We start from the raw sequence: 26,846 nt of genomic DNA, 5'->3' as shown, positions 1-26,846 counted from the left end.
AAAGAAATGACATCCCGGCGCGAACCGGGATATCCCTCTCGACGTCCCCATAGGGGCACGGCGTCGTACGCTGAACCGGAGCAGATTGATGAGAAACAAGATAGCGCTTGAAGAGCATTTTGCGATTGACCTGACGATTGAGCAGTCGAAAGGCTACGCGCCTTCCCATGTATGGGAGATGCTGAAGTCGAATTTGCTGGACATCGAGCAGCAGCGCCTCGAGCGCATGGAGCAGGGCGGAACGGAGTATTCGATCCTGTCGCTCAACTCGCCTGGCATCCAGAGTATCGAGAATGTCAGGGAAGCGATCGAGGTTGCAACGCGCGCTAATGATGTTCTCGCCGAACATGTCTCGCGTCATCCGTCCCGTCTGGGTGGATTCGCCGCGTTGCCGATGCAGGATCCGGACGCTGCCGCGCGCGAGCTTGAACGTTGCGTAAAACAGTTAGGATTCCATGGTTTTATGGTGAATGGTTTCTCCCAGGTGGGCGATGTGGAAAACGTCGTCTACTACGACGCGCCGCAGTACACCGATTTTTGGGCGAGCGCGGCCGCGCTGGGCAAGCCTTTCTATATGCATCCGCGGGATCCGCTGCCTTCCCGCGAACCGATCTACGACGGCTTTCCCTGGCTGACCGCCGCGACCTGGGCGTTCGCAGTCGAAACCAGCATTCATGCACTAAGACTGATGACCTCGGGCCTGTTCGACCGTAACCCCGGTTTGCAGATGATTCTTGGCCATCTCGGCGAGGGAATTCCGTTCAACGTCTGGCGCGTCGATCATATTCTGAAGAAGGCACCACGAGGGTTGCCTTGCAAGCGCAGTGTAGGCGAATACCTGCGAGAGAACGTCTTCGTCACCACGAGCGGGAATTTCAGAACGCAGACGCTGCTGGCCACGATGCTGGAGATGGGCAGCGACCGGATCATGTATTCGGTCGACTACCCGTTCGAAACGCATGACGAGGCGTCCCAGTGGTTTGACACCTGTGCGATCAGCGAAACCGATCGCGTGAAGATTGGACGGGACAACGCGCGCCGTCTGTTCGGTCTCGAATGACGCGGATAACAGGAGAGTTCGAATGTCTGTGAGCGAATTGGTGCCTGCCGGTCTGTGGCACAACAAGATCTATAGCGGCGGGTGGAAAACCGGCGGCGCCGGCACGATGCCCGTGACCGAGAAGGCCACGGGCGAGGCAATGGGCTCGATCGGTTGCGCGTCGGCCGCCGATGTGTCGGCGGCGGCCGCGAGCGCAGCCGATGCACAGCACGCGTGGGCCGCGACCCCCGGGCCGCAGCGCGGCGATATTTTGCGCGAGGCTGCGCGTTTGCTACAGGTGCATGCAGACGAGATCGCACGCCAGATCGTGCGCGAGACCGGATCGATCCGGCCGAAGGGGCAACTGGAGGTCAAACTCGCGATACGCGAGATTCTCGAAGGCGCGGCGCTGGCGAGCCAGCCGACCGGTGTGATCACGACGAGCGACATGAAGGGACTGCATAGCGTTGCGCGCCGGATTCCGCTAGGCGTGGTCGGGGTCATTACTCCGTGGAACTCGCCGTTGATCCTCGCGGCGCGGGCCATTGCGCCGGCGCTCGCAACCGGTAACGCGGTGCTGCTCAAGCCTGACCCGCAGTCGTCGGTTTGCGGAGGCGCTTTCTACGCGCGGTTGTTCGAAGCTGCCGGTCTGCCTGAGGGGCTGTTCCACGTGCTGCCTGGCGGGCCCGAGACGGGTGACGCGCTGGTCCGCGACCCGCTCGTCAACATGATCAGCTTCACAGGTTCCACGCGGGTAGGGCAACAGATTGGCGCCGTGGCGGGCGGTCTGCTCAAGCGCGCGAATCTCGAGCTGGGCGGCAAGAACCCTTACATCGTGCTGGACGACGTCGATGTCGAAGCCGCGGCAAGCGCCGGGGCATGGGGATCGTTCCTGCACCAGGGACAAGTCTGCATGTCCGCGGGGCGGCATCTGGTTCAAGCATCGATTGCTGACGCTTACATCGAAAGCCTCGTGCGGCGAACAGAGGTGCTCACGGTCGGCGACCCGTCCAAGGGCGACTTCCACCTTGGGCCCCTCGTCAACGAGCGGCAGGCCGCGAACGTCGATCGCATCGTGGCCGATTCGGTCAGCAAGGGCGCAAGGGTGCTGGCCGGCGGGTCGCGCGACGGGCTGTTTTTCAAGCCTACCGTCATGGTCGACGTTGCGCCCGGGATGCCGGTGTTCGATGAAGAGATCTTCGGTCCCGTGGCTGCCGTGACCGTGTTCGAGACCGACGACGAAGCGGTTGCGCTGGCCAATCAGAACCGCTACGGACTCGTTGCGGCAGTGGCGTCGCCCAACCTGCGCCGGGCCCAGCGGATTGCGGACCGGCTTCACGCGGGTATCGTCCACATCAACGACCAGACGGTCATGCACGAAGTGTTCGGGCCGATGGGTGGTCTGGGTTTGTCCGGCAACGGCAACAACTACAGCACGCTGACCAATGCGGATCAGTTTACGGAATGGCAGTGGATGACGAGCCGCGAAGAACTTCCTGCCTATCCGTTCTAGAACCGCATCGTGCAGTCCAACCGCAAACGGGCGATGCGCAGCGTTGCCCGGCGGCAATGTCGAGTGGGTGCAACTGCTCACTCGCGCAAGATTTCATGCTCGAACCGAGCGAGGTGCATAGTGATCCCCGATACCGCGCAGCGAGTGGAAGAGGCGCAAACGTCGATCATCGACATCAGCGCACTGATAGATAGCCAACCACTGAGCAGATTCCAGATCTGGATCATGGTGATGATCGGCTGTTCGGTGGTGATGGACGGCTTCGACGTGCAGACGATGGGGTTTGTCGCGCCCGCGATCGTGCAGGCGTGGCACATCAGTCCCGCGGAGCTCGGACCCGTCTTCGGCGCGGGTTTGCTCGGCATGCTCGCGGGCTCGATCGTCCTCGGCGCCATGGCCGACAGAGTGGGGCGGCGGCCCATTCTGGCCGGTGCTACCGTGTTCTACGGGCTCTGCATGCTGGGTACGACGCTGGTTCACACGGTACCCGAGTTCCTCGTCGTTCGTTTCATGACGGGTTTCGGCATCGGTGGCGTGATGGGCAATGCCATTGCGCTGGTGAGCGAATACAGCCCGCAAAAGTATCGCGCGTCACTGATGACATGGGTCTCATGCGGATTCACTGGCGGCGCAATTGCCGGAGGGCTGCTCTGCGCAATCCTGCTTCCGTCGCTGGGCTGGCGCTCGGTGTTCTTCGTCGGGGGCGTCTTGCCGCTCGTCATTGCCGTTGCGATGCTCAGGTATCTGCCGGAATCGATTCAGCTGCTCGTGCTCAAGGAGCACAGCCCTGAGACGATTGCGCGGTGGCTGCGAAAAATCGCGCCGGGCGTGCGAGTCGGGCCGCAGACCCGCTTTGCGGTGCACGGACAGACTCATGCGAAGGCCTCGGTCGGGGAGCTCTTTCGGCATGGCCGCGGGACGACCACGTTGTTGCTATGGGGCATCAACTTTGCCAACCTGCTCAATCTCTTCTTTCTTTCGAACTGGCTGCCGATGCTTTCCTTGCGGGTCGGCCATGGCGTATCGACGGCCGTGCTCATCGGCACCACCTTGCAGATTGGCGGTACGGCAGGCGCTTTGCTTATGGGCCCGTTGATGGACCGTTTCGGCTTTTACCGCGTGCTCGCGCTCGGTTTTCTGGTGGCGACATTTTCGGTGTCGGCGGTTGGGTTGCCTGATTTGTCGACGGGATTGCGCTATGCCGTTGTGCTGATCAGCGGCGTGTGCATCGTGGGCGGGCAGCCGGCGGTGAATGCATTGACCGCGACGCTCTATCCAACGTCGCTGCGGGCAACGGGCGTTGGCTGGAGTCTGGGGATTGGCCGGGCAGGCTCGATTATTGGCCCCGTGGTGGCGGGGCAATTGATCAAGCTGCAGTGGTCGAACACGACATTGTTCGTCGCGGCGGCCGTGCCCGCACTGGCATCGTGCCTGATGCTGGTTTGGCTCAGCCGTGTCACGGCGCGAAGCGCGGCCGTTTGCACCGACTGCTAGCGGGTTAGGGCGGGGTTAGCGCCAGCAATGGGAAGTCAAGGGGAATTGAAATGCGCATGTCGATCGCAGTAAACGGAAAGCAACACCAGTTGGATGTCGACCCAGACACGCCACTGCTCTACGTGCTGCGCAATGATCTCCAGCTGAACGGGCCGAAGTTTGGTTGCGGCGAGGCGCAGTGCGGGGCGTGCACGGTACTGGTTGGCGGAAATGCTACGAACTCCTGTGTATTTCCTGTCGAAGCAGTTGGCAAGGCGCCGGTGACCACAGTAGAAGGGTTGGGCCACAGCGAACATCTCCACGCGTTGCAGAAAGCCTTCCTCGCCGAGCAGGCCGCGCAGTGCGGCTATTGTTCGAGCGGGATGCTGATGGCCGCGAAAGCCTTGCTGGAGCGAAATCCCTCTCCCGATGACGCGACCATCCGGCGCGAGCTGGCGGGCCAGAAATGCCGCTGTGGCGCGCACAACCGGATCGTCCGCGCGATCCAGCGTGCCGCGCAGGAGTCGCGCGCATGAGTACCGTCCGACTTTCCCGGCGCGCATTCGGCAAGCTCGCTGGTGCGATCATCGCGACGTTCTCGCTTCAGCCATTTGCTGATTTTGCGTCAGCCGAACCCGGCCTTCCGCGCGATCTACTCGCCAACCGGCAGCTAGACGGCTGGATTCGCGTTGACGAGGAAGGCATGGTCACGGTTTTCTCGGGCAAGGCCGAACTGGGGCAGGGAATTCTCACCGCGCTCTCGCAGATTGCCGCGGAAGAACTCGACGTGGATCTATCCCGTCTGCGCATGATTTCCGCGGACACAGCCCGCAGCCCGAATGAAGGCTATACGTTCGGCAGCCAGTCGATAGAGCAGTCAGGAGCGGCATTACGCATCGCCGCGGCGCAGGCGCGGGCGGTCCTGCTTGGGGCGGCGGCCCACAAGCTCAACGTTGCGGCGCCGGAGCTTCGTGTCGAAAGCGGCGTGATTCTCGCCGCCGACGGCCGGCGCGTGACATACGCCGATATCGTGCGTGAGAACAAGGCGCTTCTCTCGCGAGAGGTGGCCGCAGTCGCGCCCAGGAATCCCTCAGAATACAAGCTTGTCGGCAAGTCGGTGCCTCGCATCGACTTGCCCGCCAAGTTCACGGGCGGGGCGGCATTCGTTCAGGACATGCGCCTGCCCAATATGCTCTTTGGCCGGATTGTACGGCCCCCGAGATATGGCGCAAAGCTGCTGTCCGTCGATGTTGCATTCGTGCGAAGGCTTGCGGGTGTCGTCGCAGTCGTTCGCGATGGCGATTTCCTCGGTGTGATCGCCGAGCGCGAAGAGCAGGCCATCGCGGCGCGCCGTGCCTTGATCGAACAGAGCAAGTGGAGTGAGGATTTCGTCGCGCTGCCGGACGTCGATCATCTCCAGACAGCATTGCCTCACTGGCGTAGCGAAGACAAAGTCATTAGCGCGGCAGGGCAGGAGGCGGCGGCGTCCGATGTTTCGGCGCAACTGGAAGCCACCTATTCGCGCCCATACCTGTCGCACGCGTCGATTGGTCCCTCGTGCTCCGTTGCGCAACTCGATAATGGGCATATGACGGTCTGGTCCCATACACAGGGCGTGTTTGGGTTGCGCAGCGATCTTGCGACGGTGCTGGACATGCCGGCGGGCGCAATCAATGTCGTGCACGTTCCCGGGGCGGGCTGTTACGGCCACAACGGCGCCGACGATGTGGCGCTCGACGCGGCACTGCTCGCACGTGAAGTGGCGGGTCGGCCCGTAAAAGTCCAATGGATGCGCGACGACGAATTCGGCTGGGCTCCCTTTGGTCCGGCGATGGTGATGCGGGTGAAAGCGGGCTTGAACAGCGAGGGCCGCATTGCCGACTGGAACTATGACGTATGGACCAATTCGCACGCCATGCGGCCAGGCGAGCCTGGCGGCCTGAACCTGCTGGCCGCCTGGCATCTCGCGAAGCCGTTCCAGCCGTCGCCGCCTGCGGAGATCCCGCAGCCATACGGCAATGGGGACCGCAATGCCGTGCCGGTCTATGATTTCCCGCGCCGGAAGGTGACCAACCATCTGCTCCTGGATATGCCCGTGCGCAATAGTTCCCTGCGCACGCTGGGCGCGTACGGCAACGTATTTGCGATCGAGTCGTTCATGGACGAACTGGCTATGGCGGCGCACTCCGACCCGATCGAGTTTCGCCTGGCACACCTGAGCGACCCCCGCGCAATCGCTGTGGTGCGAGCGGCCGCTAGCCGTTCCCGCTGGCAATCCGGCCTGAAAGGTGATGGGCAGCGTGGACGTGGTTTCGCATATTCGCGCTACAAGAACATAGGGGCATATGCAGCGATGGTCGTCGATGTCCACGTCGACCGCTCCACGGGAAATATCACCGTGACGAATGTGATTGCCGCAATCGACGTGGGCCGCGTGATCAACCCGGATGGAGTGCGCAACCAGGTCGAGGGCGGCATCATCCAGGCACTGAGTTGGGCGCTCAAGGAGCGCGTCATGTTCACCCGCACCGAGATCAGCACGCGCCACTGGCAGGACTATCCCATCTTGTCCTTCCAGGAGGTTCCGCCAATCGATGTCGTGGTGCTCGAGGGCCGTGATGAAGCGTCGCTTGGCGCGGGCGAGTTTTCACTTGGGCCGGCCGGTGCCGCCTTGGCAAATGCCGTCGCGAATGCGTGTGGCGTCAGGATACGCGATCTTCCCGTGTTGCCGGAAAAGATTCTGCAGCATCTTGCCTGATCTGTTTGGTCGATGACTGTTTCGCAATTTTCTACTTATTAATTAGTATTGCAAAGCAAAATAATGACGAATCACGGAGATTCATATTTTCATTAGTTAATTCGTATTGCGAATTGTAGTCCACGTGTCGAATAAATATTAAAAGGTTATGGAGGCAGATAATGGATTTCATCGCAGATCGGCCCATGGGCGGCCTCGCATGGCGTCGGATCGCCTGGTGCGGGCTTGCGTCGCTGGTGGCGTGTGCGTCTGGCGCAGCGCATGCACAGAGCGCCGTGACCTTGTATGGCGTCATCGACACGGGCATTGAATACGTAACGAACGTCGGACCTAAAAGGGCCAACTCCGTGCACACGCCAACTTTGACGGCTTCGCTACCCTCGCTCTGGGGCGTTCGTGGCAAAGAAGATCTGGGCGCGGGCCTCAGCGCCGTCTTTGTGCTGGAGTCGGGCTTCGCCCCTTCGCAGGGCTCGCTTAATCAAGGGGGACGCCTGTTTGGCAGACAGGCCTATGTCGGGCTCTCAGGGCGGTGGGGCACGTTGACACTTGGCCGGCAGTATTCGCAAATCTTCTGGGCTGTATTGACGGGCGACACGCTGGCGCCCAACATCTACGCCGCTGCGGATCTTGATCCCTACCTCACCCAACCGCGCGTCGACAATGCGATCACCTACAGCTTCACGTCGTCCGGGTTGACCGTCGGCGCGACATATTCGTACGGGCGTGATGCGGTGGATAGCGCGCCAGCCGGAGGTTGCGCGGGCCAGTCTCCCACCGACTGGCGGGCCTGCAAGTCGATGTCTGCGATGGTGAAGTACGATGCGGGAATGTGGGGCGTCGCGGCGGCCGTCGATCGCAACTACGGTGGAGGCGGCGCGGGTTCGCCTTTGCCGCGCAGCTCGCAAACCGACACGCGTGCCGTTGTCGATGGCTTCGTGAAGCTGGGCAATTCGACCATCGGCGCGGGCTTCCTCCATCGAATCAATCACGGCGCGCAGACGGCAACCGTTTTCGATGCAACCAGTAACTACTGGTGGATTGGCGCAAATTATATGTTGCGCCCGGACATTGGCCTCGACGCACAGTTTGGCCGTATCACGGTGAGCAGCGACGCCTCGGGAGGCTCGGTCATTGCCGCTCGCGCGATGTACTTTCTGTCCAAGCGCACTTCGGTATACGTCACCGCGGGCCATGTCTTTAACGAACGTAACGCAACATACTCGATTGATGGCGGCGTGGTCCCGCCTGCGTCGACGCCATTGCCAGGCGTAAGTCAGACTGGCGCAATGGTCGGCATGCGTCACCTGTTCTGATTGCATGGTGGCGCCATTGAGTGCGGCCCCAATCGCTGACCAAAGCGATCCAGGGCTATCGTCTTATGCGTCGACTCTAACCGCTGGACCTGTCAAGCCGCCAACTCGGTGCGATCGTTCTACCAGTGACAATGTTGCTTTGCGTTTCGTGAGCTGCACGCACGACTACGGCCGACGTAACATCTCGCGGGAGAACGCTATGCGCAGCGACCGACCTTCATTCACTATTCTCGCAAAGGCGCAGTAGCACCCCTGCCTCGCCAGGCTCCGAGGCATCGGCTCGGTGAACATTGGAGAACGTAATGAAGGCGATCGGTTATGTTGAAAGAGGGGGCGTGGAGGTTTTGAAAGATCTCGACCTTCCCATGCCCGAACCGGGCGCGCGTGATCTGCGCGTTGCCGTAAGGGCGGTATCGGTAAATCCCGTTGATGTGAAGCGTCGCCGTTGGGAAGATCCGTCGGATAAGCCACATCCCAGAGTACTTGGATACGACGCAGCGGGTATTGTCGAAGCAGTTGGAAGTGAGGTCACACTCTTTAAGCCTGGTGATGAAGTCTTCTATGCGGGCGCGATGGACCGACCGGGAACGAACTCGGAGTTTCACCTGGTCGACGAGCGGATTGTCGGCCCCAAGCCGGCCACGCTCTCGTTTGTCGAGGCGGCCGCTTTGCCTCTCACTTCGATAACCGCGTGGGAAATGCTGTTTGACCGGATGAAGGTGTCGCGCAATCCGCAAAGCCCTTCCGGAACACTGCTCGTCCTGAACGGGGCAGGTGGGGTCGGTTCGATGCTGATTCAACTGGCAAACCGGCTCACGAATCTTTCCGTAATCGCAACGGCATCTCGGCCAGAAAGCGCCGAGTGGGTGCGCAAGCTCGGTGCCAGGCATGTTGCTGACCACAGCAAGCCTATCGACGAGGCGCTAAACGTAATTGGCTTCGACGGCGTGGACTATATCGGTGCGATTACTTCCACGCGCGGTAGCGCACCCAACCTCGCGCGTGCGCTGAATCCCCAGGGACACATTACGCTTATCGATAATTTCGACGACAGCATTGCGCCGTTCAAGCAAAAGAGCATTACGGTTTCGTGGGAGATGATGTTTACCCGTTCGCTGTTTAAGACCGCGGACATGGACGCCCAGCATCTTTTGCTAAAAGAAGTGTCGGCGCTGGTCGATGCGGGCGTTCTCCGGACGACGTTCACGCATGCGGGCGGCCCTCTGACCGTGAATAATCTTCGCGGGGCTCACGATTGGGTCGAAACGGGCAGGGCGATAGGAAAAATAGTACTGGAAGGCTTTCGTTAACGAAGGCCGCCATAGTCCACCGATTACCCATTGGGGTGGTGCGCGCCGCCTGTCCTTCTACCATTGTGAACCCACAAATGGCAGCAGACTTGAAATGGAAACCACATCCTCGATCGGAAATCTTTTGATGGAAGAGTCCGAGCTTGTGACTGAATCGATGACGTCGAAGGGCATTTTCTCTCCTTTCCACTTCACGTTTCGGTGACCTGCATGGGCAAGTGAGTTGCGGAAATGTTCGTCGAAGTTCTCGAACTGTATGAGTGCCTCAAACATCGCGTGCGGCGCCGTGACTGGCGCCATTCGGGTCGCCGACCTATCCAAATTTGACGAGATTCAGCACCGGCAGCGAGCCACCCGGGATTTGAACCAGCCTCCCACCGCCTTCGAGCAAACCCAGATCGATGCCAAAGAAGCCGATTTGCTCGATCAGTCCGCTTACAGCCGATTTCGCTTGCGCATCGTCTCCCGCGAAGAACAACGCGCGGCGTCCGCCTTCGGCTTGCGGATCATCGGAGAGGAGGTGTGCCGGCAGATGATTGAACGCCTTCACGACGCGCGCACCCGGGACGAGGTCGGCGAACACTTCACTCGACGTCCGACCATGCAATTCGGCTGGTTTGAACAGCGGCGCCTCGATCGGGTTGTTTGCATCAATCACGATGCGTCCGCCGAAGTCCGGTAATCCGGAAAGGGCCGTCGGCAGCTTCGACCAGTTCACCGCGACGAGGACAATATCCTGCGCGGCTGCTTGTTCACGCGTTCCCGGGGTGATTGAGGAGCCGAGGTCGCGGGCGAGGTCCTTAAGCGAATCTGGGCCTCGGCTATTCGCGATGATGGCTTCGAGGCCCTTGCGCGCGAGCGCTTTGGCGAACGCGGACCCAATGGCGCCTGCTCCGATGATACCGATGGTGCTCATAACGATGCTCCTGATGAAAGGTGAGGAAAGTGACAAAACCGACGTCTGTGCGGCCGAGGGGGAATGAAAGAGACGTTCTCTTCCCAAAGCTCGTTGAGCGAATATTGGTGCATTTATTGCTCGATGTTTAGCCGGTAATTGCTTGAATTATTTTCAAGTGATGCTTTAATATCCGACATGGAAACCCTCGCCAACCTCGAATCGTTCGCGCGCAGCGCTGAAACGGGTAGCTTCTCGGCGGCGGCGCGGCGTCTTGCGTTGACGCCTGCCGCGGTCAGTCGCAACGTTGCCCTGCTAGAACGCAATCTCGGCGTGCGGCTGTTCCAGCGCTCGACCCGCAAGCTCACGCTGACCGAGGCCGGGGAGCGCTTTCTCATGGAAATTGGTGGCAATCTGGACGCCTTGCAGGCAGCGATTGCGTCCGTCTCGACCGATCGTAGTGAGCCGGCTGGCGTGCTGAAGGTCAGCCTCGCGCCAACGTTCGGCATCACGTACGTCATGCCGCTATTGCCGGCGTTCCTCGCACGCTATCCGATGGTTCGTCTGGATTGGCACTTCGAAAACCGGCAGGTCGACTTGATCGCAGAGGGATACGACGCGGCGCTGGGCGGCGGATTCGATCTCGCACCCGGTGTCGTGTCTCGCGCGTTGGCGCCTGCACATCTCGTGGCGGTTGCGTCCCCGGCCTACATTGCAGGTCGCGTACCACCGGCCGATCCCGGAGATCTTGCGCAACTCGATGGCATCGTGATGCGTTCGAGCCGCACAGGACGCGTGCGTCACCGGACGATGCGTGACACAGCAGGGAGCGAAAAGCCAGCGCAACTTCGCGAGACCATCATGGTCAACGACCCGGCGGCGATGCGTGAAGCGGCGATTCTCGGACTAGGCGTTGCGCTGCTGTCCGTGTCAGACGTGCTGTCGTCAATCGAACGCGGGGAACTCATACGATTGCTACCGCGCTGGTACGCGAACGCCGGATCAATTTCGATCTACTACGCTACGCGAGCGCTCCTGCCGGCGAAAACGCGAGTATTTGTCGACTTCGTTGTCGAAGCGTTCGAACGGGAGCGGTTGGCCGAAAGGTTCGCCGCAGGCATCGAATGAGTTGAATCCGCACCCAGTAACCGGACAGTCGGTGAATTGCGTGCGTTCAAACAGGGGCGAGCCGAGCCAAAAATGCATCAATTTTCCGTTCGTCTCGGGTCGAGGATGTTACACGACGTATTTGGTCCGACGCCTGCGATCAATGCGCGAAATCGCGAATCTGCATACGCAGTGAGCCACCTTCGTGCGCGGCGTATTCACAATTAGATGTTCGTTGCTGTGTGTGGCGAGCTGCTTTTGCTGTTGCGTGCAGTCGACGAGCACTCGTCGCCGCCGACCTCTAGCCGGTACTGACGCCCAACGAATGCAAACCCGGCCCCCAGTTCGAGCAGAAAACGCGTGATGTGCAGCGTGAGTGCACGCATATCTGGAAATCCAGTGCACAACGACGGGTTTGCCTTAGTCAGGCAATGCCCCACTATCCTAAGTAGCCCTAGTTCGCTCGTCGCCGATCGCGCGACTGTCCGTATCGGGGGAGTTTATACCGGTGCGGCCTACTGCCACAGTCGGCCAGTCACGGTTGATCATGCACGGCCCGTGCGCTACACGCCGCTAGCGAGCGCAATCAATATCTCTAGATGTCGACACTAGCGCTGCGCTGAAAGCGCGCTTCGCCTTCAGCGATCAAGTCGGCGCCAACCGGCAGTACTTCGACTAGCCCGCAGATTTGCGAGTTACCTGGAGAATCAGCACGTTGAATGGCGGGGGCGCGGTCCCCGCCATTCAACGTCATCACAATTACCAATGTGAATACGCCGTACTACTATCGTTACGATCCAATGTAATCAGAATGGAAACATGCCAGCCGCTCCCTCGTTTCCACTGTCCGATTCGGACTGCTTGACGGGCTGGAACTGGAATGCGCTGAAAAGATCACCGATTGCTGGTGCATTCGTGGGAACGTATGGGCTGGTGGGAAGCTGGACGGGATTCGGAAGGTTGTCACGACTACGCGACGTAATCGGTCCCAGCGACCAGTTGTGTTCGATGAATTTGACAAGCGAAACGTGGTCCGAATAGTCGTGAACGACACGGCCGCCGCGCGAGTATGGCGACACGACGATGAGCGGAATGCGTGGCCCGTCCCCGAAGAAGTCCACAGGTTGAATGTAGCCGGAGTCGTAGTAACCGCCGCCCTCGTCTGTCGTGATAAATATCGCGGTGGATGCCCACAACGCGGGGTTCGCCTGAACTGAATCGACGATCTTGTGCACAAACCCTTCGTAGAGACCGAACTTCGAAGAAGACGGATGTCCATCGAGTAATCCACCGGGTTTCACGATGGATACCGCCGGTAGCGTGCCATTCGTGATGTCGGAATAGAGGTTCGTCGTATCCTGAAGATGCGCGGCCACCAGCGTCGGATCGGTCATGATTGCCGTTTCGTATAGAAACGGATTGCAAATGTTGCAGTAGACACTCGTTGAAGGACTGGTCACGAATGTTTTCCAGCCTTCGCCATAGTATTTCCATGAAATATTGCGCTCCAGCAGGGTGTCAGCGATCGTACGCACCGGCGAAGGTGGAATGGTGAAGGTACTCGTGTTGACGGTACCGTCACCGTTGTAGCCCGGGTTGTAGTTATTCAGAAGGTAGTATGTGCTGGGTGCGCAATTGGCATTGGGGTGATACGGGAGGCTGTCGAGGTAGTGTCGAATCGAGCCTACGCCAGGTTGCCTGAGATCGGAGCAATTGCTATACGTTCCGCCCGAGTAGCCGTCCTGCGCATACCAGTTGTTGGTGCCGGGCTGCGGCCGGGGGTCTTCAATCTCGTTCTGTGGCGGCGTCGCTGGATTGCCTTTACCGTCCGTGTAATAGAGCGCATCGGCCGTCCCGATCATGATGCTGTTCGCACCCGTGCCGCCCATCACGGGTTGGTGATAGTTGTCGCTGATCGTGTAATGGCGAGCGAGGTCCGTGAAGTAGGGCATGTCACCGCTATTCACATTATAAAACCCTAGCGCGGTCGAGCCTTCGTTGGTCGACTGATCGGTAAAATTAGCCGGCGGCGACTTGCCGTTAGACCCGGCGCCTATCGAGACTTCGACCCACGCAAACAGATCCATCTTGCAACCGCTCGGATTTCCGGGCGTAGCGTTGGCGATATTGCAGTCGGCTTGCTGCCAGTTCTGGTAGAAGCGGTGCACCGGACTGTTCATGTACTGGTCGTAGTTCGGCCCCACGCGAGAGATCTGGTAGGGGCCGCTGCGCAAGTTGTCCAGGTTCGATCCGAAGCGCGCGTCAGGCACGTCGTTGGGGAGGCCCGTTGCGCCCGTAGTCAAATGAACGACATCACTCGATTCGAGCGCATATCCTTCTGCCGCCTGCGCAGCCGCAAGCGTGGCAAACGGCGGTGGATTCGTGTCGCTCGCCGCAGTCGGCGCCGAGCCTGTGTTCGGCGCCGGCAGTTTCAAGTAAGGTTGTTTCGACGACGGGCTGGCGTCGAACCGTGAGGGATTCGTGGCCTTGGCCTTGTATTGCTCGGCGAGGTTGAAGTTGGGGCCAGGTCCACCGTCGGCCCTGATGATACCTCTGGACAGGAGGTTCGATATGGTCTGGCCAGGGCGTGGCTGATAAGCACCGAACACGTGATCGAACGTCCGGTTCTCGCCCACGATGATGATGACATGCTTGATTGGCGTTACCGTGGCCGAAGATGCATCCGCTGTGGATGGGGGCTGACTATCAGCGGCGGAGCAGTAGAGTGCCGCAGCCGCGAGCGATACTGCAGCAAGCATGGCGGCAACGGAAGGCCGTTGCTGTCTGGATCTTGATGTCTGGCGCATGTGTATCTCCATTGAAGCATTGCACTTCTTTGCATGACTGTCGGGCGGTGTTGCGTCACTTCAAATCATTACGGCGTGTTACAGGCTGGGAAGCTAGACCTTCTACATGACGTTGAGGAGGCGGCAGTGAGTCGGTTTTATGCAGGTCACGTGACCTCGCCTACGAATTACCTTCACGGAACTTTCGAACAGTGCACGACTTTGGTTGCCCGATGGCGGATGTCCTGACGAGGCAGCTGTGTATGTGGCGATTTGGCGGAGTAAGACACCTGCGCGGCGTCGGCGATCAAGGATCTTGCGCGTGGTTCTACCGCTCGACAGCTTCGGGATAATGCAAAGGTAATAAGGAATACAAAATAAGATGCGGCGATGAATTGATCCTCGGCGAACATGAAGCGGACACGACACGTACTCTGTGAGGCGAGAACCAAGAGATCAGTGGGGCCGCTGTGTCCCGATACAACGCAAACGGGCAGGTCCGCAGCAATTGTGGAACGTGTTTGGAGGCCGCAGGCGAAACCTCTCGAGTAGTGAAGCCCGCAATGCGAAGCGGAAACCACGGCTGTGGAGGAACGAGCTATCGCACCAGGGATGTCGCCTATAGGAAATAGGTTTCTGTGCGATTGGTGCAGGCTGTCCTGCTACATGGCCACGACATTCTCGGTATACCGCCAGCCGTCTTTCGACATTGCTCGGGGTCGGAATGGGCGGATGTGCCGTGACGGCACCTCCGCCCATTTCTCTTCCCAGCGGTCTCCCGGGCCTGTGTGCCACGCATCGAATACGGGAGGTATTCGTATAACAAAAAGGTTCATTCGGTGCGCCCCAACAAAATCCAATCGCGATCATCAGAACGTTCAATTGTTCTTTTCGAGACGCTGCCGTCAAGATGGACCCTTACCTTATGGCCACTCCCACGCGGCAGGCCGCAAGTCTCGAATGACTGCGTGGATTGAACTTGAGGATTGTGATGAGCACAGCTGAAGGACAAATAGGGATCACGGCGCGCACGTCACAAGCTATCGCGGAGGTCCTTGCAGGACGGGATCATCGCTGGAGTTCAAAACTGCTGTTCGCTGGGCCGGCTGTCGTTGCATCGATCGCATATATGGATCCGGGAAACTTTGCAACCAATATCCAGGCGGGAGCAAAGTATGGTTACTCATTGCTGTGGGTCGTACTCGCGGCGAACCTTATTGCAATGTTGTTTCAGGCGTTATCGGCAAAGCTGGGTATCGTTACGAACCGAAATCTTGCGGAACTGAGTCGCGAGCACTTTCCGGCACCGGTTGTCTACGGAATGTGGGGCATCAGTGAAATAGCTGCGATGGCGACCGACCTTGCTGAGTTCCTCGGCGGAGCAATTGGTCTATCCGTGCTTTTTCACATACCGCTACTCCTTGGTATGATCGTCACTGGCATGGTGACTTACGCAATGCTCACGGGAGAGCGTCAAGGTTTCCGCACTCTCGAGTTGATGATCGGCGGGCTCATTGCGGTCGTCGCGTTGTCATACCTTGTCGAACTGGTGATCGTTCATGTCGCGTGGCCCGCCGCGTTGACGGGAACATTCGTCCCTCGATTGCAGGGCTCCGGAGCGCTCTCGCTTGCAGTTGGAATTTTGGGCGCGACGGTGATGCCACATGCGATTTATCTCCATTCAGGATTGACGCAATACCGGGCGCGGGCAAACAATGCCACGGAACGCGGCAAGCTCATCCGGTTCTCGAATGTCGAAGTCCTGATTGCACTTACCGTGGCAGGGCTTGTTAATATCGCCATGGTGATTATGGCCGCGGGCGCGTTCCATGCCGGACACCCCGAAGTCGCGGAAATCGAGACGGCGTACCACAGCCTGACGGCGCTGCTCGGTGTCGCTGCAGCCGCCATCTTTCTCGTCGCGCTGCTGGCCTCAGGTATTTCGAGTTCGGTGGTTGGGACGATGGCAGGCCAGATGGTCATGCAAGGTTTCATGGGCTTTCGCATCCCGGTCTGGATTCGCCGATTGGCTACGATGGTGCCGTCATTCATCGTCGTCGCGCTCGGCCTGAATGCGACCGATGCTTTGGTCTACAGCCAGGTCATACTGAGTTTCGCGCTGCCTGTGCCAATGATTGCCCTGGTCGTTTTGACATCACGCCGCGAAGTCATGGGCGAGTTCGCCAATCGTAGATGGGTTGCTTGCGCCGCAATGGTTGGAATCGTTGTGATCCTCGTACTCAATGCAGTCCTGCTGCTGCAAACTTTCGGGGTAACAATACCCGGCCTGTGACGGCAAGTTGTGTCTTGCATGCTGCGTTGCTGATAACGTTTGGTCGGTTCCGGCTTTCGAGGCCTCACAGTCGCGGCAAAATCAACGCGCGCCACGCACGTTCACATGACGCGTGTGCGCGGCGCGCGTGGTACTGCTCCCACTGACACTCACCTCGCCACTCCTGTCTTTGAGGCGGACGTCAAATTCACCCAAATGCCGCTCAATTCGTGCGCGGTGTTGTCGAACAGCGCTTGTTGCTGGCGGCGTCACGAACCCGAACGGCATTTCGGCTGCTCGCACCATTCGTTCAGCGTGTTCGACTTATGCGCGATTACGCCCGCCGAGTTACCGTCCAATCTGCAAATAACCCCGACTTGTCAGTAGACAGTGGTTTGTGCGCGCGACGGGTTTCGAGTGTCTACCGCCTGTCCGTCAAGGATGCACTGTTGCAGCACCGTTGAATCCAGCGCCGCTTGCAAATCCAGCGATGGGCTGAACTGCGATTGACCATCAGCCCACCGCAGGCACACGATGAGATACTTCGCGACATTCAGCGGCATCGCGCGGCCGTAGTCTTGCTCGGTGAACGCTAGTCCAACGTCGATCCCCGCCGTCCGCGTGTTCAATTAAATATACGAATCGAGGCAATAGGGTCAACCAAAAAATAGCGCGGTGTCCTCCAGGCACGCAAAGTTGGCAGGAATTGCCGGGTGACGCCTGTTGTGGCCGCGGGGCGAGATGCGGAGAATCGTTTCTGGAGCGATCGACCGCAACGCCAACGACTTCTGTATTCTTCGATTCTGCAGATGGCCAGTTCTTGCGGGCGATATTGGGCGGCACTCACGAGGTCGACGCTCTCCCTTTACTCGTTCAGGAGAACTATCATGGATGAAAAGTCGACGACTCAGCAGTTCACTTACGCTGCGGGTGCCCCGGTCAGTGACAATGTCAACATTCAGACTGCAGGTCCGCGTGGCCCTGCGCTCTTGCAGGACGTTTGGTTGATCGAGAAGCTCGCTCACTTCGATCGCGAGGTGATTCCGGAGCGTCGTATGCACGCGAAGGGTGCCGGGGCACATGGAACATTTACCGTTACGCATGACATTACGCGTTACACAAAAGCGAAGATCTTCTCCGAGATCGGGAAAGATACGCCGATGTTCGCCCGATTCTCGACCGTGGCAGGCGAGCGCGGTGCTGCTGACGCCGAGCGAGACATTCGTGGCTTTGCGCTGAAGTTCTATACCGATGAGGGCAACTGGGACGTGGTTGGGAACAACACGCCGGTGTTTTTCTTCCGCGATCCGCTTCGTTTCCCCGATCTGAATCATGCCATCAAGCGCGACCCGCGAACTGGCATGCGCAGCGCCGACAGCAACTGGGACTTCTGGTCGTTGCTGCCCGAGGCCTTGCATCAGGTGACGATTGTCATGAGCGAACGTGGCATTCCCAGTTCGTTCCGGCACATGCACGGTTTCGGCAGTCACACCTATAGCTTCCTGAACGCGGATAACGAGCGCACGTGGGTCAAGTTCCACTTCCGCACTCAACAGGGGATCGAGAATCTGACCGATGCCGAGTCCGTAGCCCTGATCGGCAAGGATCGCGAAACCCATCAACGCGACCTTTACGAGAGCATCGAGCGCGGGGATTTCCCCCGCTGGACCCTGTTTATTCAGGTCATGACAGATGCGCAAGCGAAGTCCTTTACGTTCAATCCTTTCGACTTGACAAAGGTCTGGCCAAAGGCCGATTTCCCGCTGATCGAGGTGGGATACTTCGAATTGAACCGGAATCCAGATAACTTCTTCGCGGAAACCGAACAGGCCGCGTTTTCGCCCGCGAATGTGGTCCCGGGTATCGGCTTTTCGCCGGATAAGATGTTGCAGGCGCGTCTTTTTTCCTATCCCGACGCACAGCGCTATCGCCTCGGTGTGAACTTCAACCATATTCCCGTAAATGCGCCGAAGTGTCCGTTCCGTAGCTATCACCGCGACGGCGCCATGCGCACCGACGGCAATCTCGGCGGCACGCCTTCGTACTGGCCGAACAGCAAAGGGGTGTGGGCGGATCAGCCGCAACTCAACGAACCGCCGCTGGAGATCGATGGCGCAGCAGCGCACTGGGATCATCGTCTCGACGACGACCATTATTGGCAGCCGGGAATTCTGTTCCGGAAAATGAGCGCGGCCCAGCGCCAGGTACTCTTCGAGAACACGGCACGGGCAATGGGCGATGCGAGGGACGAAGTCAAGCAGCGCCATATCGACAACTGCAATAAGGCCGACCCCGAGTACGGGGCTGGCGTTGCTGCCGCGCTGACCCGTCTCGCCGCAGGCGGCCGCTAGACGGTTGCCGTTGCATACGCGTTGGCATGGGGGGCGGTGGATACAACTCCGCTCCCGTTTAGCCGGGTGCTATCGAACGGCCGCTTCCAGCACGACGTGTTTCGCTGTGCGACATGTGTCCGCATTTCCCCTTGCGGCCTGTATGCCCGGTCTTGCGAACAATCTCGAGTGCGGTGGTCACTGGCAACTTGCTTCTTCAGTTCGTCGAGCCGGTACCTTCCATCAGGCTGGTTGTCATGGCGTCTGGCGCGTTTCACTCGGCTCATCCCACGTCGTCCGAAATCGAAACTGCATACCGTACCTTGCGCCTTTGCTTGGCTCCGCCGCGGCCGGCATTTTCTCGCTTTCTTGCTTGCCTCAGGCACCTGCAGTTCAGCGGTTGGGACGATGGCCGGACAATTGAGTATGCAAGACGTAATGGCGACGTTTGTGAATCGCTGGTGGATTGCGTGGGCGGCAATTCGTGGGCGGCAATTCGTGGGACTGTCATTATCGTCGTGCTCAACGCAACTCTGCTACTGCAGACGTTTGCGAGCACTGTCCGGGGGCTGTAGCGGCGAGTCCGCCCTTTGTTCAACGGTCTGAATCGTGGCGGACGTGCGCGCCCTCAACGAGCGATAATGCCCCAGGCATTCCCTTCTTTGCGAAGACAGCGGGGAAGAACTGCTGCGGGAAGTTGATGACCATCGCGACAAAAGCCCGCTCATCGAGTGAAGCCGAATATTCAGCGTGACATCTGCGCCATCAAATTCTCGCACCTGGCTAACGCGCGAAACTTACTCCTTCTTCACGATAAGGAAGCCGGTCCGATCCATGTCCTGAATCCACCGCGGCATCCTGCCCCTGCCGCTCCAGGTTCGACCGGTTTCAGGATCGCGATATTTCGGTGGGTGCTTCACCGCCGCCGCCTTCGATGTATCGCCTGATTTTTTCATCTTGCACCCCGCTACGAATTCCGCGATCCCTCGGCGCTTATGCTTCACCTGCCGCGCCAGGTGATTCCAGTTTAGATCAGGGTTGAGGCCGATGACCGTCTCGAACACCGGAATTCGTGCCAATCGCGCCACAAATTCCGCCAAATAGCCTCCAACTATTGTGCTATTAAAAAATAGCATTTTGACTTGTCGCGGCGTTCGCATCAGCATGATTCTGTGAAGGAGCGGATTTCATTGTTCGTAACCGCTAATAATTGACCGCGCGAATAGCGTATAGGCAGCGCTCTATATCGAGCGCATTGTATCGATCAGTGCGAGGGTCGGTGAAATGTTAGTCGATGCTACTTCGTTACACATCGATCAGCGTGATGCAGAAGGCAAGACAGGCATCCTGCTGATCAATCTCGGGACGCCCGATTCGCCGACACCCAGGCATGTCGGCCGGTATCTCAGGGAGTTTCTATCGGATCCAAGAGTAGTCGAGATACCACAATGGATCTGGCAACCCGTCCTTCGCGGTGCGGTTGTGCCGTTGCGCAGCCGAGCTTCTGCCCGGAAATACGAATCGGTCTGGCTGCCGGAGGGTTCTCCGCTGAGAGTCTTTACCGAGCGCCAGGTAGCCGCCTTGACGGAGTGGCTTTTGCTGCGAGACCTCGACGTTGCGGTTGGGTTTGCCATGCGATACGGGAGCCCCAGCATCGAGGACGGAATCCACAAATTCGTTGCGATGGGCGTGTCGCGGATCCTGGTTCTGCCTATGTATCCGCAGTACGCGGCCGCGACAACCGCAACGGCACTAGACAAGGTTGCTGTCACGCTCGCAGCAATGAAAAATCCGCCTGAGGTCCGGTTGGTGAAGGAATTTCACCTTGAGCCTGGGTATATCGAAGCGATGGCACGCAAGATAAAGCTTCACTGGGAACGTGCCGGCCGTCCCAATTTCGAAGGCGGAGATCAATTGATATTGAGCTTCCATGGACTTCCTGTTTCCGTAGTCGAAAAAGGCGACCCCTACTACGCTCAATGTCAGGCAACGGGAAAGCGTCTCGCAACCATTCTGGGCCTCACTCCCTTGGACTATCGGATTACCTTCCAGTCGGAATTTGGCCGGCAAGCGTGGATAAGTCCACACACGGCAGACGTCCTCGATCAACTCGGCGACATGAACGTACACAGAGTTGACGTGTTCTGCCCGGGATTTACAGCTGACTGCGTCGAGACAATCGAGGAGATTGGCATGGAAGGACGCGATCTATTCCTCAATGCAGGAGGCAAGGTTTTTCATCGCATCGAATGTCTGAACGATTCAGAGTCCTTCATTTCTGCAGTCGGGATGATGGCGATGGAGAACCTCCGTGGGTGGCTGCCGGTAAATACACAGGCCTATTCTGATGGAGTGTGCGCTGACTGATTTAAACGTGATAGCACACGCATCGCACAATCGCTTTTTCTCTACCTTCAGATCGTGAGGTTCAAATGAGCAGCATTATTGAAAATCTGGTGTCTCCGGCTCCCATCAAAACGCCGTCTGGACTCGGCGAACAGGCCTCAATCGTCATTGTCCCCGGCCTCAACAAGCTGTTAGCGGATGTTTTTGTACTCTACATAAAGACCAAGAATTTCCACTGGCACGTCAGCGGGCCACATTTTCGCGACTATCACCTTCTGCTGGATGATCAGGCGAGTGCGCTGCTTGCGACTTCAGACCTGATTGCCGAGCGCGCGCGTAAGCTCGAGGGAATCACCATTCGCTCGATTGAGGAGATATTGGCGCTATGCCGTCTCGCGGAGAACCGGCAAGACTGCGTCGAAGCAAAGGACATGCTGGCTGAACTGCGGGAAGACAACGTTAAGCTTGTCGCTTATCTTCGTGCTTTGCACGAGGTCTGCAGCGCAAACGCAGATGTAGCGACCACGAGTATGATCGAGGATTGGATCGATCAGGCCGAGCAACGTATATGGTTCCTGCTCGAAACAGCACGCTGAGGCGCGCAAGCGCTGACACGGCGGCGCAGGCATTTGAGTCGTGTCGGTGCGTTGACAAACGATCGTCAACCCGATGACCGCTCAACCCATTGACGTCCCCCGATCCCGACTGACCTCCACCGATCTTCGTGGGCGCGCACGCCCCGCAACGAACATGACCAAACCGTGGAATCTCGATGACATTGCGCCCCAAACTGGCCGGCGCGTTGTCATCACTGGCGCAAACAGCGGCATTGGCTATCAGACCGCTGCGATCCTGGCTCGCCGCGGCGCCGAGGTTGTGCTTGCGTGCCGCGATGAGCGGCGCGGCGCAGTGGCGCTCGCTCGCCTGCAGGAGGAAGTGCCGGGGGCCCTGGCGGAGTTTGCGCAACTCGATCTCGCCAGCCTTGCGTCCGTGCGCGCATTTGCAGACCGCGAGATGGCGTTATGTAAGCCGATAGATCTGCTCGTCAACAATGCAGGCGTGATGGCGCCACCACGGCGGCTTGAAACCGCAGATGGAATGGAACTGCAATTCGGCACGAACGTGCTTGGGCATTTCGTGCTGACTGGCCTGCTCCTGCCGGCGCTCGAAATGGCCGCGGACAACTCGCGGGAGCGACCGCGCGTGGTGACAATCGCCTCGATCGCGCACAAGCAGGGCCGGCTCGATTTCGACGATCTTCAGGCAACGCGACGCTACCGACCAATGGTCGCCTACAGGCAGTCGAAACTCGCCAACCTCATGTTCGCGCTAGAACTCAACCGGCGTCTGCGCGCTGCCGCATCGCGCGTCATGTCTGTTGGCGCTCATCCGGGCGTTGCGAACACGAATCTGTTCCGCAGCGGCGGCCATTCCACCGCCAGCCGAGCAGCGCGCGACGCGCTCAGCACTTTTATCGGCGCCGTCCTGAACAGCGATTTCGCCGGCGCGCTGCCGACGCTCTATGCCGCGACGGGAGCCGACGTAGTCGACGGTGGCTACTATGGCCCGCTCGGCCTCTTCGAGGCACGGGGCGAACGGGTTGGGGCGGCAAAGATCGCCGCTCATGCGAAGGACGAGGCCGATGCCCGGCGACTCTGGCAGGCGTGCGAGACGCTGGTCGGTTCGGTGTCTCGGTAAGTAGCGCAGCCGTGCCGCGCGCCTCGCCCGACCCGGCTATCGTCTGCTGAGCGTATCGTGATAGACAAACGGACGCGATGTACAGCAAGGGCCAGCAAGTCAATTGCAGAATGGTTCTTCATTCCATACTGGGCGTGAGCGAAGGATTCGAACAAATGACGCGCACGATCTTGTATCGGCGGCGAGCGTAGCTTTCATCAGATATAAAGCGCAGTATGCCAGAGTTGATCGGATTTAGTGAGGTAAGCTAATTGAAAATGGACGCGCTCCGGAATGGAGCCGGATATCGTTGAAGCATTCGAGCGAAAGATGACGAATTTGTAACCTGCCCGCCACATTTCAGTTGGAAGCGAAGTCGCACAATGCCAATGTCGTTCGCGATCGACGGGTGTCGCACTGTCCCCGAAGCGAGGGAGCACGGCGGACATCCGAACCGTTTATCAACTGAGTAAGGAGCAGAATCATGAAATCGTTCTTTCAAGTCGCTTTAATCTCTGGTGTGCTGAGCATTCCTGTCTTTGCCTTTGCGCAGACTCCATCGGCACAAACGGACAGCGCTCCGCTTACGCGCACCGAGGTACGCGCCGATCTCGTTCACCTCGAGCAGGCAGGATATCGTCCACATCGGAATCAGTACCCTGCGGACATTCAGGCAGCGGAGGCGAGAGTCTCGGGATCAAGTGACTCTGGCGGCGTTGCCGCTGGTACGAGCATGACCGGTTCGACTGATGAAATGAGTGTTGGATCGACGACGGAGAAAATGATTTACCGCCATCATTAATTGGTGCAAGGCCGCGAGGTGTTTGCCGTCACATTGAATCGAGGAGGCGAGGGACGCGTTATGCGCCAGATGCGTCTTCCCAGGTCTCGGGGTGCCCAGATGTCAATTTCGTAACCTTGACGTTATCGTGCCGACATCCGGTGTGGATAATAATTCCAGACACAACGCGCGGCGCTTCGTCGCGTATGCATCGACATGACCCGCCTGCTTGTTAGCTTCGAGAGCTTTTGAGGATCGTGTTCCATTCACACTTTTGAGGCAGTGATGTACACGGACAGCATCGATAAATTCGCTCGCGTCGGCGCGGGAAAAGTGTCGGCGATCGCGCGGACACCGCTCGGATTTCTGATTGGCTCGGCGATGGCGGGTGCGTATATTGGGTTCGGCGACATTCTGATGTTTTCGGTTGGGTCGCATGTCGGCCCTGCCTATGTCCACTTGATCATGGGCGCGGTGTTCGCCAGCGCACTGACGATCGTCGTATTCGCCGGCTCGGACCTCTTTACCGGCACCGCGATGTATATGCCGCTGGCCGTATTGCGCGGTGAAAGCGGTGTCGTTGGCATGGTGCTGGTTTGGGCGATATGCTGGATCGGCAATCTGATTGGGGCGGTAGCGCTCGCGGCGATTCTGCACGCGGCAGGCGGTGGCGTTTTGTTGACGGACGGCTCAGGCGTTTTCTACAAGGTGGTAGTCGCGAAGATGTCGGCCTCGGGCGAGCAATTGTTCGCAAGGGGGCTGCTCTGCAACTGGCTCGTATGCCTCGCAATCTGGATGGCCGCCCGCACCGAAAATGACGCCGCCAAGCTTGGCCTGATCTTCTGGCCAATATTCGCGTTTGTTGCGGGCGGCTTCGAGCACAGCGTTGCCAACATGTTCGTATTCGCGCTTGCGTTGATGGCTGACCATCCGGCCGACATCACGTTTGCCGGCGCTGTGCATAATGAAGTGTTTGTCACGCTGGGCAACCTGGCGGGCGGTGCCATTTTCATGGGCCTTGGCTATTGGCTTCAGGATGACGGCGTGCGCCAGCCGTCGAAAGTGCCCGCATCGCCAACCGGCGTGCGCGTCGGGAAGAACTGATTGGTGGCCGCCGATCGCGCGGCACGCATGCATATGCTGCAGGTTTTCGGAAAAGCGGGTTAAAGGCGCTTCATGATTTCCTGCATGCACGTTTCCAGGCGGAAAGTGGGTACCCAAGCAGTGCCTTCTGGTGCGTGGACGGGGGAGCTGAAATAATCGCCTTGCAGGCGCGAACGGCTGTAAGGACGCCCAGCACCGACGCGAAAAGAGCGCTCGTGCGAGCATCGTTTGCATACTCTCAAATCGCATTGGGGCGGTGTTGCGCTTGTGCAGACACCTCGATGCACAGCAAGGACCCTGACTATGTCTTATTCTGCTCTGATCAAGGGAGCCGTTGCCGTCGTCACTGGTGGTGCGGCGGGCATAGGCCTCGCGGCGGCAAAGCGGTTTGCCGGACTCGGGCTTCGCGTTTGCATCGCGGACCGCGGCGCCGATCGAATTGCACGTGCCGTGGAAGAAGTCGCAGGGCTGAGCGCACACGGCGCGCAGGACGTGTTCGGACTCGAGACGGACGTGAGTCTCCTCGATGACGTGCAGCGTCTTCACGCGGCCGTCGCCGAACGATTCGGTGGCACTGACGTGCTAATGAACAACGCTGGCATTCAACCGGGCAGTGCCATGTTCGGTCCTGCCGAAGCGTGGACTCGCGTGCTGGGCGTCAACCTGTGGGGCGCCATTCACGGCACGCAGGTTTTTGTGCCCGACATGATCAAGCGCGGCCGGCCCGGGCTCGTCATCAATTCGGGCTCGAAGCAAGGTATCACGACGCCGCCCGGCGACCCGGCGTACAACGTCTCGAAGGCCGGGCTGAAGGCTTTCACGGAAGCGCTGCAACATGAACTCCGCAATACCCCCGGGTGCGAGATCAGCGCGCATTTGCTCATTCCTGGCTTCGTGTTTACCGAGCTGACTCGCAACGGCCGGACGGAAAAACCTGCCGCGGCATGGACACCCGAGCAAACGGCTGACTTCATGCTTGAGCGTCTCGCTGCCGGCGACTTCTATATTTTGTGCCCGGACAACGATGTGCCGCGCTCGCTCGACGAGCGCCGCATGCTATGGGCCATCGGGGACATCGTCGAAAACCGGCCAGCCCTGTCGCGCTGGCATCCGGACTATGCGGCGGCGTTCGAAGCCTTTCTCAAACAGCCGCGCTAAAGGCGCGCGCTGAATACTACGGGGCGAAGCGCGCTATGTGGCAACCCAGTGAAACCTATCCGGACCCCGCGGTCGAGGTGCTCGATCCGCGTTTCAGAAAGTACCGAATCACGAACGCCGCGGTCGAGCGACTCGCCACTGGCACGCGTTGGGGCGAAGGGCCCGTGTGGTTCGGCGATGGACGCTATCTGTTGTGGAGCGATATTCCCAATAATCGCATCCTGCGGTGGGACGATGAAACCGGCGCCGTCTCGGTGTTTCGCAAGCCCTCCGGATATGCCAATGGCAATACGCGCGATCGTCAGGGGCGGCTCGTCACCTGCGAGCACGGTCATCGGCGGGTGACGCGCACCGAATACGACGGTTCGATCACGGTGCTCGTCGACCGCTTCGACGGCAAGCGGCTGAATTCGCCCAACGACGTGGTCGTCAAGAGCGACGACAGCATCTGGTTCACCGATCCGGAGTTCGGCATCGCAACGAACTACGAAGGCAGGAAGGCGGAGCGCGAGCTGCCGACCCACGTCTATCGACTGGACGCGCTCACCGGCCGCTGCGAGATCGTCGCCGACGACATCGTCAATCCCAATGGATTGTGCTTCTCGCCCGACGAACAACTGCTCTATATCGTCGAATCGGGCTCGACGCCGCGGCGTATCCGCGTCTACGACGTCGTCGAAGGGAAGCGTCTGGCAAACGGGCGGATCTTCGTGGATGCTGGGGAGAACGGTGCGCCGGACGGCTTTCGTTGCGACGTCGATGGCAATCTTTGGGCAGGTTGGGGTACCGGAGCGGGGCTCAATGGGGTCATGATTTTTGCACCCGACGGCGACGCCATCGGCCGTATTGCGCTTCCCGAACGATGCGCCAATCTATGTTTCGGCGGGGCGGCGCACAACCGGCTGTTCATGGCGGCGGGCCAGTCGCTCTATGCCCTGTATGTCGATGCAGCGCCGGCGGTAGTGCGCTAGGCGCCGCTTGCCT

21 protein-coding genes and 1 pseudogene are annotated in these 26,846 nt (G+C 59.2%); 17 read left to right on the top strand and 5 right to left on the bottom strand.

The window, feature by feature from the left end:
- Positions 1-88: 88 nt before the first annotated feature.
- From L0U83_RS38890 to L0U83_RS38860, 7 genes are all read left to right on the top strand, one after another.
- Positions 89-1,060, top strand: a complete 972-nt coding sequence (locus L0U83_RS38890; RefSeq protein WP_233889894.1) for an amidohydrolase family protein — start codon at positions 89-91, stop codon at positions 1,058-1,060.
- Positions 1,061-1,082: 22 nt separating this feature from the next.
- Entirely contained in the window at positions 1,083-2,552 is a 1,470-nt protein-coding gene (locus tag L0U83_RS38885) for an aldehyde dehydrogenase family protein (protein ID WP_233889893.1), read from the top strand.
- A 120-nt stretch (positions 2,553-2,672) separates the two neighbouring features.
- The gene (locus L0U83_RS38880; protein WP_233889892.1) at positions 2,673-4,046 is read left to right on the top strand and encodes an MFS transporter; all 1,374 of its coding nucleotides are present in this window, start codon (positions 2,673-2,675) and stop codon (positions 4,044-4,046) included.
- A gap of 50 nt (positions 4,047-4,096) precedes the next feature.
- Positions 4,097-4,561 carry a (2Fe-2S)-binding protein gene (locus L0U83_RS38875; RefSeq protein WP_233889891.1) on the top strand — a complete coding sequence of 155 codons (465 nt, stop codon included), beginning with the start codon at positions 4,097-4,099 and terminating at the stop codon, positions 4,559-4,561.
- Positions 4,558-6,783: a xanthine dehydrogenase family protein molybdopterin-binding subunit gene (locus L0U83_RS38870; protein ID WP_233889890.1), complete on the top strand. Its 2,226-nt coding sequence runs from the start codon at positions 4,558-4,560 to the stop codon at positions 6,781-6,783. The genes L0U83_RS38875 and L0U83_RS38870 overlap by 4 nt, the downstream gene beginning before the upstream one ends.
- 161 nt (positions 6,784-6,944) lie before the next feature.
- Entirely contained in the window at positions 6,945-8,096 is a 1,152-nt protein-coding gene (locus L0U83_RS38865; RefSeq protein ID WP_308445124.1) for a porin, read from the top strand.
- Positions 8,097-8,398: 302 nt separating this feature from the next.
- On the top strand, positions 8,399-9,406 hold the full coding sequence (locus tag L0U83_RS38860; RefSeq protein WP_233889889.1) for a zinc-binding alcohol dehydrogenase family protein: 1,008 nt from the start codon (positions 8,399-8,401) through the stop codon (positions 9,404-9,406).
- A 313-nt stretch (positions 9,407-9,719) separates the two neighbouring features.
- Here L0U83_RS38860 and L0U83_RS38855 read toward each other — a convergent pair whose 3' ends face one another.
- Complete coding sequence (locus tag L0U83_RS38855; protein ID WP_233890017.1) at positions 9,720-10,322, bottom strand: NADPH-dependent F420 reductase; 603 nt, start codon at positions 10,320-10,322, stop codon at positions 9,720-9,722.
- Between the two features lie 177 nt (positions 10,323-10,499).
- Here L0U83_RS38855 and L0U83_RS38850 point away from each other — a divergent pair, with 177 nt between their 5' ends.
- The gene (locus L0U83_RS38850; RefSeq protein WP_233889888.1) at positions 10,500-11,429 is read left to right on the top strand and encodes a LysR family transcriptional regulator; all 930 of its coding nucleotides are present in this window, start codon (positions 10,500-10,502) and stop codon (positions 11,427-11,429) included.
- A 263-nt stretch (positions 11,430-11,692) separates the two neighbouring features.
- On the opposite strand, the pseudogene L0U83_RS38845 reads toward L0U83_RS38850, so the two are convergent.
- Both L0U83_RS38845 and L0U83_RS38840 read right to left on the bottom strand, forming a co-directional pair.
- Positions 11,693-11,791, bottom strand: a pseudogene (locus L0U83_RS38845) (PDDEXK nuclease domain-containing protein); the annotation flags it as partial.
- Positions 11,792-12,214: 423 nt separating this feature from the next.
- A complete protein-coding gene (locus tag L0U83_RS38840) occupies positions 12,215-14,215 on the bottom strand; it encodes an alkaline phosphatase family protein (RefSeq protein ID WP_233889887.1) in 2,001 nt (666 codons plus the stop codon).
- A 970-nt stretch (positions 14,216-15,185) separates the two neighbouring features.
- Here L0U83_RS38840 and L0U83_RS38835 point away from each other — a divergent pair.
- Positions 15,186-16,487: an Nramp family divalent metal transporter gene (locus L0U83_RS38835; RefSeq protein WP_233889886.1), complete on the top strand. Its 1,302-nt coding sequence runs from the start codon at positions 15,186-15,188 to the stop codon at positions 16,485-16,487.
- A 359-nt stretch (positions 16,488-16,846) separates the two neighbouring features.
- Here the strand turns inward: L0U83_RS38835 and L0U83_RS38830 are convergent, their stop codons facing one another.
- Positions 16,847-17,095, bottom strand: coding sequence for a hypothetical protein (locus L0U83_RS38830; RefSeq protein WP_233889885.1), 249 nt, complete (start codon positions 17,093-17,095; stop codon positions 16,847-16,849).
- A 258-nt stretch (positions 17,096-17,353) separates the two neighbouring features.
- Here L0U83_RS38830 and L0U83_RS38825 point away from each other — a divergent pair, with 258 nt between their 5' ends.
- Positions 17,354-18,817, top strand: coding sequence for a catalase (locus tag L0U83_RS38825; protein WP_233889884.1), 1,464 nt, complete (start codon positions 17,354-17,356; stop codon positions 18,815-18,817).
- A gap of 776 nt (positions 18,818-19,593) precedes the next feature.
- On the opposite strand, the gene L0U83_RS40765 is transcribed toward L0U83_RS38825, so the two are convergent.
- A complete protein-coding gene (locus tag L0U83_RS40765; RefSeq protein ID WP_308445123.1) occupies positions 19,594-19,896 on the bottom strand; it encodes an H-NS histone family protein in 303 nt (100 codons plus the stop codon).
- Between the two features lie 184 nt (positions 19,897-20,080).
- Between L0U83_RS40765 and hemH the strand changes: the two genes are divergently transcribed.
- From hemH to L0U83_RS38785, 7 genes are all read left to right on the top strand, one after another.
- Entirely contained in the window at positions 20,081-21,163 is a 1,083-nt protein-coding gene (gene hemH, locus L0U83_RS38815) for a ferrochelatase (RefSeq protein ID WP_233889883.1), read from the top strand.
- 65 nt (positions 21,164-21,228) lie between these two features.
- Positions 21,229-21,738, top strand: a complete 510-nt coding sequence (locus L0U83_RS38810) for a Dps family protein (RefSeq protein WP_233889882.1) — start codon at positions 21,229-21,231, stop codon at positions 21,736-21,738.
- A 154-nt stretch (positions 21,739-21,892) separates the two neighbouring features.
- A complete protein-coding gene (locus L0U83_RS38805) occupies positions 21,893-22,840 on the top strand; it encodes an oxidoreductase (RefSeq protein WP_233889881.1) in 948 nt (315 codons plus the stop codon).
- Between the two features lie 463 nt (positions 22,841-23,303).
- A complete protein-coding gene (locus L0U83_RS38800; RefSeq protein WP_233889880.1) occupies positions 23,304-23,621 on the top strand; it encodes a DUF4148 domain-containing protein in 318 nt (105 codons plus the stop codon).
- A 264-nt stretch (positions 23,622-23,885) separates the two neighbouring features.
- Positions 23,886-24,704 carry a formate/nitrite transporter family protein gene (locus tag L0U83_RS38795; RefSeq protein WP_233889879.1) on the top strand — a complete coding sequence of 273 codons (819 nt, stop codon included), beginning with the start codon at positions 23,886-23,888 and terminating at the stop codon, positions 24,702-24,704.
- Positions 24,705-25,007: 303 nt separating this feature from the next.
- Positions 25,008-25,862 carry an SDR family NAD(P)-dependent oxidoreductase gene (locus tag L0U83_RS38790; RefSeq protein WP_233889878.1) on the top strand — a complete coding sequence of 285 codons (855 nt, stop codon included), beginning with the start codon at positions 25,008-25,010 and terminating at the stop codon, positions 25,860-25,862.
- Positions 25,863-25,897: 35 nt separating this feature from the next.
- Complete coding sequence (locus L0U83_RS38785) at positions 25,898-26,833, top strand: SMP-30/gluconolactonase/LRE family protein (RefSeq protein WP_233890016.1); 936 nt, start codon at positions 25,898-25,900, stop codon at positions 26,831-26,833.
- The last annotated feature ends 13 nt before the right edge of the window (positions 26,834-26,846 follow it).

Origin of the sequence: Paraburkholderia flagellata (assembly GCF_021390645.1) — a bacterium.
Taxonomy (GTDB): Bacteria; Pseudomonadota; Gammaproteobacteria; order Burkholderiales; family Burkholderiaceae; genus Paraburkholderia; species Paraburkholderia flagellata.
This window is presented reverse-complemented; position numbering and strand designations above follow the sequence as displayed.

Bases quoted from the DNA above. Each gene is read 5' to 3' on its own strand.
- L0U83_RS38890 (WP_233889894.1), top strand. From the start codon at position 89: ATGAGAAACAAGATAGCGCTTGAAGAGCATTTTGCGATTGACCTGACG.
- L0U83_RS38885 (WP_233889893.1), top strand. From the start codon at position 1,083: ATGTCTGTGAGCGAATTGGTGCCTGCCGGTCTGTGGCACAACAAGATC.
- L0U83_RS38875 (WP_233889891.1), top strand. From the start codon at position 4,097: ATGCGCATGTCGATCGCAGTAAACGGAAAGCAACACCAGTTGGATGTC.
- L0U83_RS38870 (WP_233889890.1), top strand. From the start codon at position 4,558: ATGAGTACCGTCCGACTTTCCCGGCGCGCATTCGGCAAGCTCGCTGGT.
- L0U83_RS38865 (WP_308445124.1), top strand. From the start codon at position 6,945: ATGGATTTCATCGCAGATCGGCCCATGGGCGGCCTCGCATGGCGTCGG.
- L0U83_RS38860 (WP_233889889.1), top strand. From the start codon at position 8,399: ATGAAGGCGATCGGTTATGTTGAAAGAGGGGGCGTGGAGGTTTTGAAA.
- L0U83_RS38855 (WP_233890017.1), bottom strand. From the start codon at position 10,322: ATGAGCACCATCGGTATCATCGGAGCAGGCGCCATTGGGTCCGCGTTC.
- L0U83_RS38850 (WP_233889888.1), top strand. From the start codon at position 10,500: ATGGAAACCCTCGCCAACCTCGAATCGTTCGCGCGCAGCGCTGAAACG.
- L0U83_RS38840 (WP_233889887.1), bottom strand. From the start codon at position 14,215: ATGCGCCAGACATCAAGATCCAGACAGCAACGGCCTTCCGTTGCCGCC.
- L0U83_RS38835 (WP_233889886.1), top strand. From the start codon at position 15,186: ATGAGCACAGCTGAAGGACAAATAGGGATCACGGCGCGCACGTCACAA.
- L0U83_RS38825 (WP_233889884.1), top strand. From the start codon at position 17,354: ATGGATGAAAAGTCGACGACTCAGCAGTTCACTTACGCTGCGGGTGCC.
- hemH (WP_233889883.1), top strand. From the start codon at position 20,081: ATGTTAGTCGATGCTACTTCGTTACACATCGATCAGCGTGATGCAGAA.
- L0U83_RS38810 (WP_233889882.1), top strand. From the start codon at position 21,229: ATGAGCAGCATTATTGAAAATCTGGTGTCTCCGGCTCCCATCAAAACG.
- L0U83_RS38805 (WP_233889881.1), top strand. From the start codon at position 21,893: ATGACCAAACCGTGGAATCTCGATGACATTGCGCCCCAAACTGGCCGG.
- L0U83_RS38800 (WP_233889880.1), top strand. From the start codon at position 23,304: ATGAAATCGTTCTTTCAAGTCGCTTTAATCTCTGGTGTGCTGAGCATT.
- L0U83_RS38795 (WP_233889879.1), top strand. From the start codon at position 23,886: ATGTACACGGACAGCATCGATAAATTCGCTCGCGTCGGCGCGGGAAAA.
- L0U83_RS38790 (WP_233889878.1), top strand. From the start codon at position 25,008: ATGTCTTATTCTGCTCTGATCAAGGGAGCCGTTGCCGTCGTCACTGGT.
- L0U83_RS38785 (WP_233890016.1), top strand. From the start codon at position 25,898: ATGTGGCAACCCAGTGAAACCTATCCGGACCCCGCGGTCGAGGTGCTC.